This window comes from Pedobacter foliorum (genome assembly GCF_013266735.1).
In the GTDB taxonomy this organism is placed as follows: Bacteria; Bacteroidota; Bacteroidia; order Sphingobacteriales; family Sphingobacteriaceae; genus Pedobacter; species Pedobacter foliorum.
Window position 1 is genome coordinate 26,821 of record NZ_JABSNU010000011.1, and the last position, 15,663, is coordinate 42,483.

Annotated in this window: 12 protein-coding genes; 10 read left to right on the forward strand and 2 right to left on the reverse strand. The window is 39.4% G+C overall.

Annotated features, from left to right (window positions below; translation table 11 throughout):
* Nucleotides 1–141: 141 nt before the first annotated feature.
* The 8 genes from HQN83_RS18985 (at nt 142) to HQN83_RS19020 (ending at nt 10,654) form a co-directional block, all read left to right on the forward strand.
* Entirely contained in the window at nt 142–2,226 is a 2,085-nt protein-coding gene (locus HQN83_RS18985) for a HEPN domain-containing protein (protein WP_173092326.1), read from the forward strand.
* Nucleotides 2,227–2,230: 4 nt separating this feature from the next.
* A complete protein-coding gene (cobA, locus tag HQN83_RS18990; RefSeq protein ID WP_173092328.1) occupies nt 2,231–3,022 on the forward strand; it encodes a uroporphyrinogen-III C-methyltransferase in 792 nt (263 codons plus the stop codon).
* A 5-nt stretch (nt 3,023–3,027) separates the two neighbouring features.
* Nucleotides 3,028–4,554, forward strand: coding sequence for a TSUP family transporter (locus tag HQN83_RS18995; protein WP_173092330.1), 1,527 nt, complete (start codon nt 3,028–3,030; stop codon nt 4,552–4,554).
* A gap of 2 nt (nt 4,555–4,556) precedes the next feature.
* Nucleotides 4,557–5,261 (forward strand): phosphoadenylyl-sulfate reductase, encoded by a 705-nt coding sequence (locus HQN83_RS19000; protein WP_173092332.1) that lies wholly within the window; start codon nt 4,557–4,559, stop codon nt 5,259–5,261.
* 14 nt (nt 5,262–5,275) lie between these two features.
* Nucleotides 5,276–6,181 carry a sulfate adenylyltransferase subunit CysD gene (gene cysD, locus HQN83_RS19005; RefSeq protein WP_173092334.1) on the forward strand — a complete coding sequence of 302 codons (906 nt, stop codon included), beginning with the start codon at nt 5,276–5,278 and terminating at the stop codon, nt 6,179–6,181.
* Complete coding sequence (locus HQN83_RS19010) at nt 6,181–7,431, forward strand: sulfate adenylyltransferase subunit 1 (protein WP_173092336.1); 1,251 nt, start codon at nt 6,181–6,183, stop codon at nt 7,429–7,431. The genes cysD and HQN83_RS19010 overlap by 1 nt, the downstream gene beginning before the upstream one ends.
* A 538-nt stretch (nt 7,432–7,969) precedes the next feature.
* The gene (locus HQN83_RS19015; protein WP_173092338.1) at nt 7,970–9,376 is read left to right on the forward strand and encodes a glycogen synthase; all 1,407 of its coding nucleotides are present in this window, start codon (nt 7,970–7,972) and stop codon (nt 9,374–9,376) included.
* Between the two features lie 12 nt (nt 9,377–9,388).
* Nucleotides 9,389–10,654: a glucose-1-phosphate adenylyltransferase gene (locus HQN83_RS19020; protein ID WP_173092340.1), complete on the forward strand. Its 1,266-nt coding sequence runs from the start codon at nt 9,389–9,391 to the stop codon at nt 10,652–10,654.
* Here the strand turns inward: HQN83_RS19020 and HQN83_RS19025 are convergent, their stop codons facing one another.
* Both HQN83_RS19025 and HQN83_RS19030 read right to left on the reverse strand, forming a co-directional pair.
* Nucleotides 10,655–12,016, reverse strand: coding sequence for a sensor histidine kinase (locus HQN83_RS19025; protein ID WP_173092342.1), 1,362 nt, complete (start codon nt 12,014–12,016; stop codon nt 10,655–10,657). It abuts the gene before it with no gap.
* A complete protein-coding gene (locus tag HQN83_RS19030; RefSeq protein WP_173092344.1) occupies nt 12,016–13,386 on the reverse strand; it encodes a sigma-54-dependent transcriptional regulator in 1,371 nt (456 codons plus the stop codon). Before HQN83_RS19030 ends, HQN83_RS19025 begins: the two co-directional genes overlap by 1 nt.
* Nucleotides 13,387–13,568: 182 nt before the next feature.
* Between HQN83_RS19030 and HQN83_RS19035 the strand changes: the two genes are divergently transcribed.
* Together HQN83_RS19035 and HQN83_RS19040 are read left to right on the forward strand one after the other, a co-directional pair.
* Nucleotides 13,569–14,813: an efflux RND transporter periplasmic adaptor subunit gene (locus HQN83_RS19035; RefSeq protein WP_173092346.1), complete on the forward strand. Its 1,245-nt coding sequence runs from the start codon at nt 13,569–13,571 to the stop codon at nt 14,811–14,813.
* Between the two features lie 126 nt (nt 14,814–14,939).
* Nucleotides 14,940–15,638, forward strand: a complete 699-nt coding sequence (locus tag HQN83_RS19040; RefSeq protein WP_068890251.1) for an ABC transporter ATP-binding protein — start codon at nt 14,940–14,942, stop codon at nt 15,636–15,638.
* The last annotated feature ends 25 nt before the right edge of the window (nt 15,639–15,663 follow it).

Here is a 15,663-nt window from a genome sequence, read left to right on the forward strand (position 1 = left end):
GAAAACAGTAAAACATAGCATTATTTCCATGACCATGCGTTGCATGAATGGGTAATACTATGACTGTTTGGAACAAAACTTTTAAAAGCTTCTTCAGTCTCCCCGACAAAGGAGCTTTTTTTAAATTAGACCTAACAACAGATGCAGAGCTTTAGAACAGAGTTAGAAAATCCTATTGTCGAAAAAGATATAATTGATCTTGAAAAGAAGATCAGGGAATTCCGCGAAGGTAAAATCCATGATGAGAAATTTAGAAGCTTGCGTTTGGCACGTGGGGTTTACGGCCAAAGACAGCCAGGTGTGCAAATGGTGCGTATTAAACTGCCATTTGGTAAAGTAACTTTCAATCAGCTTTTACGCATTGCAGATGTATCTGATGAATATGCTAGCGGAAACTTACACTTAACAACCCGTCAGGATATTCAGATTCACTATGTGAGTTTAGAAAGAACTCCTCAGCTTTGGGAAGAACTTCAACGTGACGACGTTACCATTCGCGAAGCTTGCGGTAACACTGTTCGTAACGTAACCTCTTCTCCTGATTCAGGTATCAATCCAAATGAACCATTTGATGTATCGCCTTATGCGCATGCATTCTTTAAATATTTTTTACGTAACCCTATTTGTCAGGAAATGGGAAGAAAGATTAAGTTCTCTTTCTCATCTGATGAAACGGATACGGCATTTAGTTATATCCACGATCTTGGTTTTATTCCAAAAATTAATGAGCAAGGTGAGCGTGGCTTTAAAGTTGTTCTTGGTGGTGGTTTAGGTGCTCAGCCGTTTTTAGCAGAATTGGTTCATGATTTTCTACACGAAGATCAGATCATTCCTTATGCTGAAGCGATGCTAAGGGTATTTGATCGTTACGGGGAGAGAACAAACAGAAATAAAGCGCGTTTAAAATACCTGGTTCAGAAATTAGGTTTAGAAGAAGTTGTAAGACTGATTGAAGAAGAGCGTACAGCTAATAAATCAAAGTCATTTAAAATAGATCGCGATTCAGTTCCTGATCCTCAGGTTCCTGAATTGTTAGATTATCCTGCTTTGGATGATGTAGTAAATTCATTGGATTACAAACACTGGCGCGCTACTAATGCCGTTGCTCAAAAACAAGAAGGTTTTTATGGTGTATACATTAAAGTATCTAAAGGCGATATTCCAACTGACCTAGCACGCAAGCTGGTTGAGGCAATCAGTCCTTTTGCTGCTGATGAGATCCGTGTTACTCAGAATCAAGGCTTATTATTGAAATATGTAAGAGAGGGTGCTTTACCTTCATTATATGTTGGGCTTAAAGATTTAGGTTTTGCTAAACCTGGTTTTGATAGCGTTGGTGATGTAACTACTTGCCCTGGTACAGATACTTGTAACCTTGGTATATCAAACAGTATGTCGCTTTCGGTTGCTTTGGAAGATGTGATCTACGAAGAGTTTCCGGAATTGATTTACGATAAAGACATTAAAATAAAGATCAGTGGATGTATGAACTCTTGCGGTCAGCATGGTTTAGCGCATATTGGTTTTCATGGTAGCTCTGTAAAGGCTAACGGCAAAGTTGTACCTGCGGTACAGGTGATGCTTGGTGGCGGTACAGTTGGTGATGGAGCTGGTAGGGTAGCTGAGCGTGTAATTAAAGCTCCATCTAAACGTGCTACTGATGTGTTAAGAACATTGTTGAACGACTTTGCTGCTAATGCGGAGAAAGAAGAAAGCTTCCACCAGTATTACGACAGAAGTGGTAAAGATTATTTCTATCAGTTGTTAAAACCAATTGCTGATCTGACTAACCTTAAAGATGAAGAGTATGTAGATTGGGGTCATGAAGAGACTTTTGAAACTGCTATCGGTGTTGGTGAATGTGCCGGTGTGGTAATAGATCTTGTGGCTACTTTGTTATTAGAGTCTGAAGAGAAATTAGGTTGGGCTAAAGCTTCGTATGAGGCTGGTGCATGGTCTGACGCTATTTACCATACTTATGCAGTGTTTGTTGGTTCGGCCAAAGCTTTATTGCTTGATAAAGGTGTGAATAGCAGCACTCAAATTGGAGTAATCAGAGAGTTTGATAAAAACTATGTTGAAACCGGAGAAGTTGTACTTGAAGGTACATTTAATGATCTGGTACTTCAAATTAACAAAAATGAGCCTACAGAAGCGTTTGCAACTGCTTACTTAGCCGAAGTGGAACGTTTTTATAACTCAATTAAAGGAACAAGAGGGGAGTAACCTAATGATCACTTACAAAAATATATATAACAGAGAACCAAGGATCACGCTTGTGGGCGCTGGTCCTGGTGATCCGGAACTGATCACAATGAAAGGTGCTAATGCACTTAAAACTGCTGATGTAGTTTTGTATGATGCATTGGTTAATGAAGGGGTTTTAGATTATGCCAACCCTGATGCCATTAAGGTATATGTTGGTAAAAGATCTGGCGAACATTCATACGGTCAGGATGCGATAAACAAATTGATGATCGATTACGCCCTTAATTACGGCCATGTGGTTCGTTTAAAAGGTGGCGATCCGTTTGTGTTTGGCAGAGGATATGAAGAATTGGATTTTGCTGCGGGTTATAGTGTGCCGGTAACGGTTGTGCCTGGTTTATCCAGCTCTATATCTGTACCTGGTTTACAGCAGATCCCGGTTACACATCGTGGACTTAGCGAAAGCTTCTGGGTGGTAACAGGAACTACTTCTTCAGGTAAAATATCTAATGATCTGTATGAGGCTGCCCGCTCAAAAGCTACTGTAGTAGTATTGATGGGATTGGGTAAGCTTAAAGAGATTGTGAAGCTGTTCCAAAACGAGGGTAAGAATTTATTGCCTGTTGCTGCTATTCAAAGCGGATCAACAGAGAGTGAGAAACTAGCCGTAGGTACTGTAGATACAATTGTGGAATTGGTAGCAGAAAAAGGTATTGAAGCTCCGGCCTTATTGATATTCGGTCAGGTAGTTTCATTACATCCTTCTTTTCAGCCAATCAAGGATTTTTACCAGGCTTTAAAAGAAGAATTGTAGTTTTTATGGAAGGCAATCAATTATTTCCTGTCTTCATAAAATTGAATACCATACACACCGTACTAGTTGGTGCCGGTTCGGTGGGTTTGGAAAAATTAACAGCAATATTAGGTAATAGTCCTGATGCCAGGGTTACCGTTATTGGACTCGAAATTTTACCCGAATTGCAAGAGCTTGCTGATAAGCATGAGGGGGTAACAGTATTTCAAAAAGAGTTTGTTGCTGCCGATCTTAATGGTGCAGATCTGGTAGTAGCAGCTACAAATAATGATTTACTGAATCAGGAGATCAGGATACAAGCTGATCAGCGCAATTTGCTGGTTAACTTTGCTGATAAACCTGATCTGTGTAACTTTTACTTAGGTTCTATTGTTAAAAAGGGCGACCTTAAAATAGCAATATCAACCAATGGTAAATCGCCAACCATTGCAAAACGGTTGAAAGAAGTGCTGAATGATAGTTTGCCTGACGAGTTGAATGATACTTTGCAGCAAATGGAAGCGCTTAGAAATACACTTAATGGTGATTTCGCTTCGAAGGTTAAAAAACTGAATGAAGTGACTTTATCGTTAGTTGAAGGAAACGGGTCGATTGATGCCACCGCCGAGCTTGTTGAAGACTCATCTTTAGTTAAAGATAAGGAAGAGAAAAGCAGAAGAGGTAAGATGAAGTGGCTGATATGGTCGGCAATTGTGTTTTCTTTTGTAATTGTTGTTGCTGCTTTTTGGCATAAAGAACCGGAATTTCAGGCTTACATTGAAAATCTGAACCCAATGTTCTACTGGTTCTTGCTGGGAGGTTTTGTTTTTGCAATGATTGATGGTGCGATTGGAATGTCGTACGGTGTTACCAGCACCTCATTTTCTTTGGCAATGGGCGTTCCGCCGGCTTCGGCCAGTATGGGTGTCCATCTTTCGGAGATTTTGAGTAACGGTATAGCGGGCTGGATGCATTATCGCTTTGGTAATGTAAACTGGAAGCTGTTTAGGCTACTGCTTTTGCCTGGTATTATCGGTGCGGTAACGGGGGCATATTTGTTGTCGTCGTTAGAGCATTACAGCAATTACACTAAGCCGGTTGTTTCTTTATATACTTTGATATTGGGTTTTGTAATCCTTTCTAAAGCATATAAAGCAAATAAGAAAACAGTAGGCCCAAAGAAAAAGATAAAGAAGGTTTCTTTATTGGGCTTGTTTGGCGGTTTTATTGACGCTGTTGGTGGCGGAGGCTGGGGTTCAATTGTTTTGTCGAGCTTAATTGCCGGCGGAAGAAATGCCAGGTTCTCGTTAGGAACAGTGAAGATAACGCGCTTTTTTATTGCGTTGATGAGTTCGCTAACCTTTATCACTATGTTAAATGGTGCGCATTGGGAGGCAGTAGGAGGTTTAGTTATAGGTAGTGCGCTTGCATCGCCAATTGCAGCAAGAGTATCGAACAAGATCTCTGCTAAAACTATTATGGTTTCGGTAGGTATTTTGGTAATTGCAGTTAGCTTAAGAAGCATCATCAACTTTATCCTCAAATTAGTATAGTCATGAAGGAAAAATTAGAAGAAATAGCAGAAAAGATAAAAGGACTTGATCCGGTGGATGCACTTAAATTCTTTGCGAGTGAATATCCGGGTAAGATTGTTTTTTCGACCAGTTTTGGCTGGGAAGATCAGGTGATTACACACATGATTTTTGCCAATGATATTCCTATTGAGGTTTTTACATTGGAGACGGGAAGGTTGTTTCCTGAAACGTATTACGTGTGGAACCGTACTTTAGAAATTTATAAGAAACCGATATTGGCTTATTTTCCGCAGGCAGAAGCCGTGCAGGAAATGGTGAATAAGAAAGGCCCCAGTAGCTTTTATGAGTCGGTTGAGAACAGAAAAGAATGCTGTGGAATCCGTAAAATGGAGCCTTTAAGACGTGCTTTAAAAGGCAATGACCTATGGGTTACAGGTATCAGATCTGAGCAGTCTGTAAACAGACATGATATGGCCAACCTGGAATGGGATGAGCAAAATCAGTTGATTAAGTTCCACCCGATCTTTTTCTGGTCGTTGGATGAAGTGAAGGAATACATTAAAAAAAATAACATCGTTTACAATACATTACATGATAAGGGTTTCCCTAGTATAGGATGTGCTCCTTGTACAAGAGCGGTAAGAGAGGGTGAAGATTTTAGAGCTGGCCGTTGGTGGTGGGAAGATCAATCAAAAAAGGAATGTGGTTTACACGCCACTTCGTAATTGCAACAAAGAAAATGAGTAAGTATAATTTAGATTATTTAGACGAATTAGAGGCCGAGGCAATTCACATTTTGCGTGAAGTTGCAGGGCAATTTGAAAAACCTGCCTTGTTGTTTTCGGGAGGTAAGGATTCTATTACACTGGTACGTTTGGCTGAAAAGGCTTTTAGACCAGGTAAATTTCCTTTCCCTTTGGTGCATATTGACACCGGACACAACTTTGAGGAAACCATTACCTACCGGGATAAAATGATTGAACGCATTGGCGAAAAGCTGATTGTTGGTTCAGTTCAGGATTCTATAGACCAAGGTAAAGTGGTAGAGCAGAAAGGTAAAAACGCGAGCAGAAATTCACTGCAAACAGTTACCCTTTTGGATACTATTGCTGCCAATGGTTTTGATGCTTGTATTGGTGGGGCCCGCAGAGATGAGGAAAAAGCCCGTGCTAAAGAGCGTATCTTCTCGGTAAGAGATGAGTTCGGTCAGTGGGATCCGAAACGTCAGCGTCCGGAGTTGTGGAATATCTATAACGGAAAAATCCACAAAGGTGAGAATGTTCGCGTTTTCCCTATCAGTAATTGGACTGAGCTTGATGTTTGGAACTACATTCGTCGTGAAAACATCGAACTGCCTTCTATCTATTTTGCTCATGAAAGAGATGTGATTACCCGTAATGGTCAGTTAATGGCTGCTTCTCCGTTCTTAAACATGGATGAGGATGACATTGTTGAGCACAAGAAAGTACGTTTCCGTACGGTTGGTGATATGAGTTGTACTGCAGCGGTTGAGTCTGACGCAGATCAGCTGGATGATATCATTGCTGAAATCAGCGAATCAAAGATTAGTGAACGTGGTGCCCGCATGGACGATAAAGTATCGGAAGCTGCTATGGAAGACCGCAAAAAAGGAGGATACTTTTAATGAACTTACTTAAATTTTTTACAGCCGGTAGTGTTGATGATGGTAAAAGCACACTTATTGGAAGGTTGTTATATGATACGGATTCCATTTTAGCTGATCAGTTAGAGGCTTTACAGCAGTCTAACCGTAAAAACGACGATGGATCAATTGATCTTGCTATTTTAACTGACGGCTTAAGAGCTGAAAGGGAGCAGGGGATTACCATTGATGTTGCATATAAATATTTTCAGACTGAGAAACGTAAGTTTATCATAGCTGATACCCCGGGGCATATTCAATATACCCGTAACATGATTACCGGTGCATCTACCGCCAAACTTGCCATCATTTTAGTTGATGCTCGTAATGGCGTGATTGAGCAAACCATCAGACACTCTTACCTGGTTTCTTTATTGGGTATTGAGCATGTTGTGGTATGTTTAAACAAAATGGACATGGTTGATTACAGCGAAGAGGTGTTTAATACCATTACCGACAGATACAAAACGCTTGCTACTGATTTGAGCTTAAAGGATGTTACTTTTATTCCTATTAGTGCTTTAAAGGGTGATAATGTGGTTAATGAATCGGAACATATGCCTTGGTATAAAGGTCAAAGTTTGCTTCATTTCCTGGAGAATGTTGATGTAGAGACTGGTCCTGATTATAACCTTGCCCGTATGCCTGTGCAGTGGGTGGTTAGACCTCAGACTGATGAGCTTCATGATTACAGAGGGTATGCCGGTCGTGTACTTAGCGGTTCATTTAATGTAAATGATAAAGTAACAGTATTGCCTTCTGGTACCAGTTCTGTTATTGAGCGCATAGAGATATTTGATCAAACTCCATCTGAAGTACACGCAGGTCAGTCTGTAACGCTTCATTTAAAGGATAATATAGATATTAGTCGTGGTGATGTATTGGTAAACTCTGATCACTTGCCTCAAAGTTCTCAGCTGATTGAAGCTGATGTTTGCTGGATGGATACGCGTCCTCTTGATGAACACATTACTTACTTATTGCAACACAATAGCAAGGTTACTAAGTGCAAAGTTCGTGAGATCACCCACAAAGTTGATATCAATACGCTTGAAAAGCAAGAGGCTTACGACTTTAAATTGAATGATATAGGTCGTATAGTGATTAAAACTGCTGATGCGCTTGCTTTCGATTTTTATACGGATAATAAGGCAAATGGCGCTGCCATTTTAATTGACAGCAGAACTAATTTAACTGTTGCTGCTTTGATGTTTAGAGCGGTAGCGGATTAAGGCTTTTTAGACAATTTTAATAATATGTGCCCCTAAATTTTTTAGGGGCACATATTATTTTAGGGGTACCCTAATTTTTTAGTGGTGAGGAAGTGTTGTATTAGTCCGTTTGGCTAAAACGGCCGTCATGTTGAATTTGATTTGCTTCGCAACTTCTTCGAGGTCAGCATCCCGCACTAGTAAGGTTTTCTTTCTCTTGCGAGGTCCTGAAATAAATTCAGGATGACGATAGTGTTACCTTTCTCTCGGTTCCCCATCCTTTCCTTTCTCTGTTCCCTCCTCCATCCCTTTACATCTCCCCCTAATAAATTTCACTAATAATGAAGCGGTTAGTTTTTGGCGCTTAGAAAAAAATGGATATGCTGTGAAGAGGCCTAGGAATCATTTACGCTTTTTCAGGGTAACTTATTCCAGACTCTGAATAGCATGCCATTTTTTTAAAAACTAACCGCTTCATTATTATTAAATTTTTTTCCTTTAATTATTTGCAATCCCTGTTCTAATCGCTAATTTAAGACTGTTTTTAAAACCTCAGATTATGGAAATTATACACCTTAGTGCCGAATGTTATCCTATTGCTAAAGTAGGTGGTCTGGGGGACGTTGTTGGTGCTTTACCTAAGTATCAAAATAAGCTTGGACACGTAGCTAAGGTTGTTATGCCTGCTTACCAAACCAAATTTATGCAAGAGAATGAGTTTGAAGTGGTGTATGATGGCTGGAGTAAACTAGGCTTCCATAACTTTCCTGTAAGAATATTCAGAGAGAAAACCAACAAGCTCGGCTTCGACCTTTACCTGGTGCACATCTCTGGCCTTATGGACAGAGAAAAGGTTTACGGTTACGACGACGATACGGAACGCTTTTTAGCTTACCAAATATCCGTTTTAGATTGGATTTCGCAATGGGAACATCGCCCGGATGTGGTTCACTGTCACGATCACCATACCGGATTGGTGCCTTTTATGATGGCATACTGTCAGCAGTTTAGAAATATTAGCAATGTACCTACCATATTAACTATTCATAACGCCCAGTATCAGGGGCAGTTTGGCTGGGATAAACTTCATTACATTCCACCTTTCGATTTATGGAAATCGGGACAGCTTGACTGGAAAGGTTCTATCAATCCGTTGGCATCAGCAATTAAATGCGCATGGAGAGTAACTACTGTATCTCCAAGTTACCTTGATGAGATCAGCTTTAGGGCAAACGGATTGGAAGATTTGTTAGCGCAGGAGCGTGGTAAGTCTGTAGGTATTCTGAACGGAATTGACAATGATGTTTGGGATCCTTCGACGGATGCCATGTTAGAAAAGCAATTCTCGATTAAAACGGTTGAAGCAGGTAAGCAGGCAAACAAAGCAGCACTTTGCAGCACCTTTAACCTGGATCCTACAAAACCACTTTACACCTTCATTGGCCGACTGGTTGGTGAAAAGGGCGCAGATTTGTTGCCGGATATATTTTACAACGCTTTGCATCAGGCAAACGGCGATATAAATGTATTGGTATTAGGCTCAGGCGATCCGCAGGTGGAGGGAAGACTAAACCATTTAAAGGAGGCTTTTCCTGGAAATTACAATGCCTATATAGGTTATAATGAACAACTTTCTCATCAAATATATGCAGGAGCAGACTTTTTGCTTATGCCAAGTAGGGTAGAGCCTTGTGGTTTAAACCAGATGTACGCTTTAAGATATGGTACAATACCTATTGTAAGGCGTATTGGAGGGCTTAAAGACACGGTGATTGATATTGGTGACGGTGGCTTTGGTATATGCCACGACCAGACTAGTGTATGGGATGTGAACCATGCAATGGGACGTGCGTATGAATTGTATTTGGATAAGAAAAAAGTGAAAGAAATTCGTAAGTTTATGATGCAGCTCGATCATTCCTGGGACAATGCAGCACAACAGTATATTGATCTTTACCAAATTTAAATATGAATGAACATGACTGACAAAGTATTGGGTGTAATTCTTGGCGGCGGCCAGGGCTCTAGGTTAGCCCCTCTTACACAAACTCGCTCTAAACCTGCTGTGCCTATTGCAGGGAAATACAGATTGGTTGATATTCCAATCTCCAATTGCTTAAATTCGGGTATACACCGCATGTTTGTTTTAACGCAGTTTAACTCTGCATCTTTAAATAAGCACATTAAAAACACTTACCACTTTAGTCATTTTAGTTTGGCTTTTGTTGATATTCTGGCGGCTGAGCAAACGCCGGATAATCCGACGTGGTTTCAGGGTACGGCCGATGCAGTTAGGCAAACAATGCATCACTTGCTGAATCATGACTTTGAGTATGTGCTTATCCTGTCAGGAGATCAGTTGTATCAGATGGATTTTAAACAGATGGTACAGGCACACATTGATAGTGGGGTACAGATTACGCTTGCAACTATTCCGGTAAACGCTAAGGATGCTCCTGATTTCGGAATCTTGAAATCGAATGAGGATAATATCATCACTTCGTTTATTGAAAAGCCTAAGACGAATTTGGAGGACTGGATTTCAGATACTGGTCCGGAGATGCATGCTGAAGGTCGTGATTACCTGGCTTCTATGGGTATTTACATTTTCAATAAGGATCTTTTAATCAAGATTTTTGCAGAAAATGAGGACGAGAAAGATTTCGGAAAAGAGATTATCCCTAGAATGCTGACTGAATATGATGTATTAAGTTACCAATATGATGGTTATTGGACTGATATAGGTAATATATCTTCGTTCTTTGAAGCTAACCTGGGCTTAACTGATGACATCCCTAAATTCAATTTGTTTGATAGTGGCCATAGCATCTTTACGCGTGCTCGTATGTTGCCTCCATCAAAAATATTGGGTACAACTTTAGATAAAACCATTATTGCTGAAGGCTGTATTTTACAGGCTAAATGTATAAAACATGCTGTAATTGGTATCCGCTCGAGAATTGGAGTAGGTACGCATATTGAAAGCTGTTACATTATGGGTAGTGATAAATACCAAACCCTAATAGAAATTGAAAAGGAAAAAGGTACTAAGCCACTGATTGGTATTGGCGATAACTGTAAAATTGTAAACGCAATAATTGATAAGAACAGTAGGATAGGCGATAATGTAACAATTATTGGCGGCGACCATTTACCAGATGGTGATCATCCGCTTTATACGGTTAAGGATGGTATTGTAGTGGTTAAAAAAGGCGCTATTATACCAGACGGAACAACTATTTAATTACTGATATTTAAACACCAGAGAGAAAGTAGTTTTTTCGTAAGGAACTGAAGTTACTTCCAAACTTCCCTGGTGCATTTTCATAATGTTTCGGGTAATGGTTAAGCCAATACCCGAACCATTTTTTCTGGTGGTAAAGAATGGTACAAAGATCTTTTCTATTAGCTCAGGTTCGATACCCTTACCATTATCACTAACTTCAAAGTATAGCTTATTCTGATCAAGCCTGTAGTTGATTTCAATAACAGGATGCTCTGTTGTGCCCTCTAAGGCATAAATACTGTTGGTAACTAGATTTATCAATGCCTGTTCTACTAGTTTTAAGTCGATGTTTATGGTAATTTTTGAAGAGGTTTGTTCTACTTTCAGGATGATATTTCGACCACTGGCAAAGGGTTGCATCAGCACTTTTATGTGCTGCAGAATCTCGCCAATGGTATGGTAATGTAAGTCTGGTGTTGGTAGCTCGGCTATTAAACGGTAATCTTTTACGAAATCCAATAAGCCTTCTGATCTTCTCCTGATGGTTTTAATTGCAGGTTTTAAGTCTTCCAGCTCTTCAAAGTTTAAGCTTTGCTTGTCGGCAATCATGCCGTCAACGGTATTGGAAAGTGAGCTGATAGGGGTGATGGAGTTCAGGATTTCGTGTGAGATAACCCCGATGAGCCTGTTCCATGCTTCTGATTCTTTTTGCTCAATCTCGTCCTTAATGTTTTGGAAAGATATGATGGTGTAATCTGTATTGTATAAGTTTAAGGGGATTACTTCTGTTGATAACTGGATCAGTTTATCCTGTATTTTAAGCTCCATAAACCGTTTGCCTCCCTTGCCGATGGATTCTATTTCGGTAGCAAATTGAGGAATGTGCTCCCTTAGCCTGTGCCAGTATTTATATGCCGGTACATTTAGCAACTGAGCAGCAGCCTGGTTAAAGAACACTATTTCTTCGTGCTTGGTGTCTTCTCTTTCATCTTTTATTACAATTACGCCAACGGGAACCTGTTCCAGGATTGTTTTAATAAGCTGAAACATGGAATCTTTTTCCAATTGTATATCCTTTTGAACTTGTATGATGTCGTTAAAAGATTCGTACAATTCAGGGAAACTGCCCTTGGTAGCCTTGTTTTTAAAGTTTAAGGTATTGTCGCGCGTTTTTACCGCAAGAATAAACCTGTTGATGTCATCTCTGATTTGGTTGATATAATAATACAGGCTTAGCATTGTGCCGAGTAATATGATGCTTAAGCCAATTATGGTAAACCATAGTTCGGTTTTTTTAATGAGGTAAAACAGCAAAATAGCCAGCGCATTGATAACCAGCAGGCGACTTATTAAACGAAAGGTGAAGCGGTTGTAAAACATTATAAGTCGAATTTTTCTATACGCCTGTAAAGTGCTGCACGGGTTAGGCCCAGATCTGCAGCGGCTCTGGATATGTTTCCTTTGTGCTTGTCTATTGCTTTTTGCACCATCAGTTTCTCCATTTCTTCCAGACCCATGTCTGATTGGATAGGTGCAGCACCACCAAATTTCTGTGGGCTAAGCTGTAAATCGTTTACCCCAATCTTAAGGCTGTCTGACATGATTACTGCTCGCTCTACAACATGTTGTAACTCACGAACATTACCAGGCCAGTGGTAATTTAGCAGCATAGTTTCTGCTTTGGCCTCAAAATCAAGAATGCTTTTGTGGTATTTGGTACTAAAGGTATTTAGGAAATGGCCTGCAAGGAGCAGGATATCATCACCTCGTTGTGCCAATCCCGGTAGTAGCAGTTCTACTGTATTTATTCTAAACAGTAAATCCTGACGGAATGTGCCTTTTGAAACCATCTCGTTAAGCGGCATATTGGTTGCCGTAATGAGGCGTACATTGATTTTACGCTCTTTGCTCTCGCCCAAACGATTAACCGTACGGTTCTGAATTACACTTAATAGTTTTGCCTGTAGCGGGAGGGAAAGGTTACCAATCTCATCAAGAAATATTGTTCCGCCTTCAGCCATTTCAAACCTTCCTGGCTTATCATCCTTTGCGTCTGTAAAGGCACCTTTAGCGTAACCAAATAATTCACTTTCGAACAGGTTCTCATTTAAAGAGCCAAGATCTACGTGCATAAATATCTGGTTCTTTCTGTGCGAGAGCTTATGTAATTCGTAAGCAAATACCTGCTTTCCTGTACCGTTTTCACCCAGAATCAATACATTGGCATCTGTTGGCGCTACCTTCACTAAGGTGTTTTGTAAATGCTTTATATGTTCTGAATTACCTACTATGTTTTCAAACTGCCTGTTAATATCTTTTTGTAAAGAGGAATGAATCCTTTCTAGCTTCTTTACCTTTTTATTAGACTGCCTTAATTTGGAGGCGGCCGATAGGGTAGCAAACAGCTTGTCGTTTTCCCATGGCTTTAGTATGAAATCGGTAGCACCTTTTTTAATGGCCTGTACTGCAAGTTCAACATTGCCATAGGCAGTCATTAGTATAACTACGTAGTCTTTATCAATAGATAGGATATGTTCCAGCCAGTAAATTCCTTCACGGCCATCACTTGCTCCTTTTTGATAGTTCATATCAAGCAGAATAATATCTACTTCATTGCGACTCAGTAATACATTAATTTCTTTTGGTGATTTACAGGTGATGACCTGACTAAAGTGCTGTTTTAAAAATAATCTTGCACTTAAAAGGATATCATCATCATCATCAATGACTAAAACGGTTGCATCTATCATTGTAATAAAAAGTTTGTTATTCAAAAATAGTAAAAGTGTTCGATGATGTACATCGAGTGTTCGATTATGAACATATTTTGTTTTGTATTATATTTAATTGGTTGATTTTCAGTTGTGTAAATGTTATTTGCGCAGTTGGCATATACTTGGCTTAGCGGTAAGTGTTAAGCGTAGAAAATAAAATGGATAAAATAATAGAGAAAAAGAGATTCAATAAGAAAACAATCCTGATGATGGTTGGGGGAGTAATCTTTGCCGGTCTTGTTGCATATGGTTACAGTTTGTCATTGAACAAAGTTTATAAAGCTGATCCTGATAAAATTACTATCAACAAAGTGCTTTATGGAGATTTTGAAGATGTTGTTTTATTGAACACTAGTGTTGTTCCTTTAACTTCAGTAATTGTTAGTTCTCCTGAAGGTGGTACCGTTGCAGAGATTTTTACTGAAAATGGTGCAAGTGTAGTAAAAGGAACGCCTCTTTTAAGAATCACCAATCCTAATGCTTTATCTAATTACACCTCTAGTGAAACCAGTATAATTGAGCAGATCAATCAGTTGCGTAAGCTTAGGTTAGATCTTGAACAGAACCAAAGGGTAATGAGCCAGGATATGATGGACATTGAGAATAGCTTAAGAACGGCTACCCGTAAATATAAAATAGACAGTACATTGTTCTCAAAAAAGGTGATCACTTTGCAGGAGTTTAACATCTCAAGTCAGGATTATGAGTATTACCAAGGTCGTAAAAAAATACTGAGAGAGGCTGTAAAACAGGAGAATCAGAGTCGTGTAATGCAGTTGAAACAAATAGACTTCTCTATAGGTAGAATGGACGAGAGTTTGGAAACCATCAGACAGAATATTGAAAATATGACCATTAAAGCTCCTGTTGCAGGTCGTTTATCATCATACGATCCGGTAACGGGGAAGTCGTACGGTGCTAATGAAATGCTTGGTAAAATTGACGTAATGCAAGGTTATAAGTTGCAGGCCGGTGTTGATGAATATTACATTAACAGAGTAAAAGAAGGTCAGTCTGCTAATTGCGAGTTTAATGGTAAAACCTATCGACTAACAGTAAAAAAGGTAATTCCTGAGGTAACTGCCGGTCAGTTTCAGATAGAATTAACGTTTGACGGTGCATCGCCTGAAGGCTTAAGAAGAGGTTTGTCGTTGCAGGTAAAACTAACTTTGTCTGACAATAGCAAGTCGTTGCTTCTTGCACAGGGACAGTTCTTCCAAAGTACCGGAGGATCGTGGGCATTTGTAATTAAAGACGGAAAAGCAACAAAAAGAAATATAAAGATTGGACGTAAAAATCACCTGTACTATGAAGTATTGGAAGGTTTGCAAAAGAATGAAGAGGTAATTACTTCGTCTTATGATCAGTTCAATCAGTATGATATAATTGAAGTTAGTAAATAGAAATTAGTTTAGTTTTAGTTTAGTTGAATAAGAAAGGTTTTCTCTGCGTCTGTGCGAGGAACAGAGAAACCTTCTTATCATTAAAATGAAATTCATAAAATAGATTAACACCATAAAAATATAACCATGATAAAAATTGAGAATCTGGAAAAAGTTTACAAAACTGAAGAAATAGAAACAACTGCCTTAAATGGTATTAATCTTCATGTAAAAGAAGGAGAGTTTGTTTCTATAATGGGGCCTTCCGGTTGCGGTAAGTCTACCTTGTTAAATGTAATGGGTTTGTTGGACAAACCTGAAAGTGGTAGTTATAAATTTATTGATACTGAGCTTTTGAAACTGAACGACAGGGAGCGTTCGAACTTCAGAAAACGCAATATGGGTTTCGTATTTCAGAACTTTAACCTGATTGATGAGTTGACAGTTTTTGAAAACATTGAACTTCCGCTAATCTATAATAAAGTTGCCGCAGGTGAGCGCAAGCGACTGGTAAACGAGATTATAGAACGCATGAATATTGTAAACCGTAGCGGACACTTCCCACAACAACTCTCTGGAGGACAGCAACAACGAGTTGCTGTTGCCAGAGCTTTAGTTACCAAACCTAAACTGGTACTTGCGGATGAGCCTACAGGTAATTTGGATAGCTCTCATGGTAATGAGGTCATGGAATTATTGTGCGAGTTAAATGAAACAGGAACTACCATAGTAATGGTAACGCACTCTTCGCATGATGCCAGTTTCTCTAACCGAATCATTAACCTAAAGGATGGACACGTGATTTCTGAAAAGATAAATAAAGGCCGTACTGAGGAATTGATTTAAGTAGATCCAATTTCTAAGTAACAGA

What these genes read in the sequence shown, in the direction of transcription:
- HQN83_RS18995 (WP_173092330.1), top strand. Translation starts at nt 3,028, where the DNA reads ATGGAAGGCAATCAATTATTTCCTGTCTTCATAAAATTGAATACCATA.
- HQN83_RS18985 (WP_173092326.1), top strand. Translation starts at nt 142, where the DNA reads ATGCAGAGCTTTAGAACAGAGTTAGAAAATCCTATTGTCGAAAAAGAT.
- HQN83_RS19020 (WP_173092340.1), top strand. Translation starts at nt 9,389, where the DNA reads ATGACTGACAAAGTATTGGGTGTAATTCTTGGCGGCGGCCAGGGCTCT.
- cysD (WP_173092334.1), top strand. Translation starts at nt 5,276, where the DNA reads ATGAGTAAGTATAATTTAGATTATTTAGACGAATTAGAGGCCGAGGCA.
- HQN83_RS19015 (WP_173092338.1), top strand. Translation starts at nt 7,970, where the DNA reads ATGGAAATTATACACCTTAGTGCCGAATGTTATCCTATTGCTAAAGTA.
- HQN83_RS19035 (WP_173092346.1), top strand. Translation starts at nt 13,569, where the DNA reads ATGGATAAAATAATAGAGAAAAAGAGATTCAATAAGAAAACAATCCTG.
- HQN83_RS19010 (WP_173092336.1), top strand. Translation starts at nt 6,181, where the DNA reads ATGAACTTACTTAAATTTTTTACAGCCGGTAGTGTTGATGATGGTAAA.
- HQN83_RS19030 (WP_173092344.1), bottom strand. Translation starts at nt 13,386, where the DNA reads ATGATAGATGCAACCGTTTTAGTCATTGATGATGATGATGATATCCTT.
- HQN83_RS19000 (WP_173092332.1), top strand. Translation starts at nt 4,557, where the DNA reads ATGAAGGAAAAATTAGAAGAAATAGCAGAAAAGATAAAAGGACTTGAT.
- cobA (WP_173092328.1), top strand. Translation starts at nt 2,231, where the DNA reads ATGATCACTTACAAAAATATATATAACAGAGAACCAAGGATCACGCTT.
- HQN83_RS19025 (WP_173092342.1), bottom strand. Translation starts at nt 12,016, where the DNA reads ATGTTTTACAACCGCTTCACCTTTCGTTTAATAAGTCGCCTGCTGGTT.
- HQN83_RS19040 (WP_068890251.1), top strand. Translation starts at nt 14,940, where the DNA reads ATGATAAAAATTGAGAATCTGGAAAAAGTTTACAAAACTGAAGAAATA.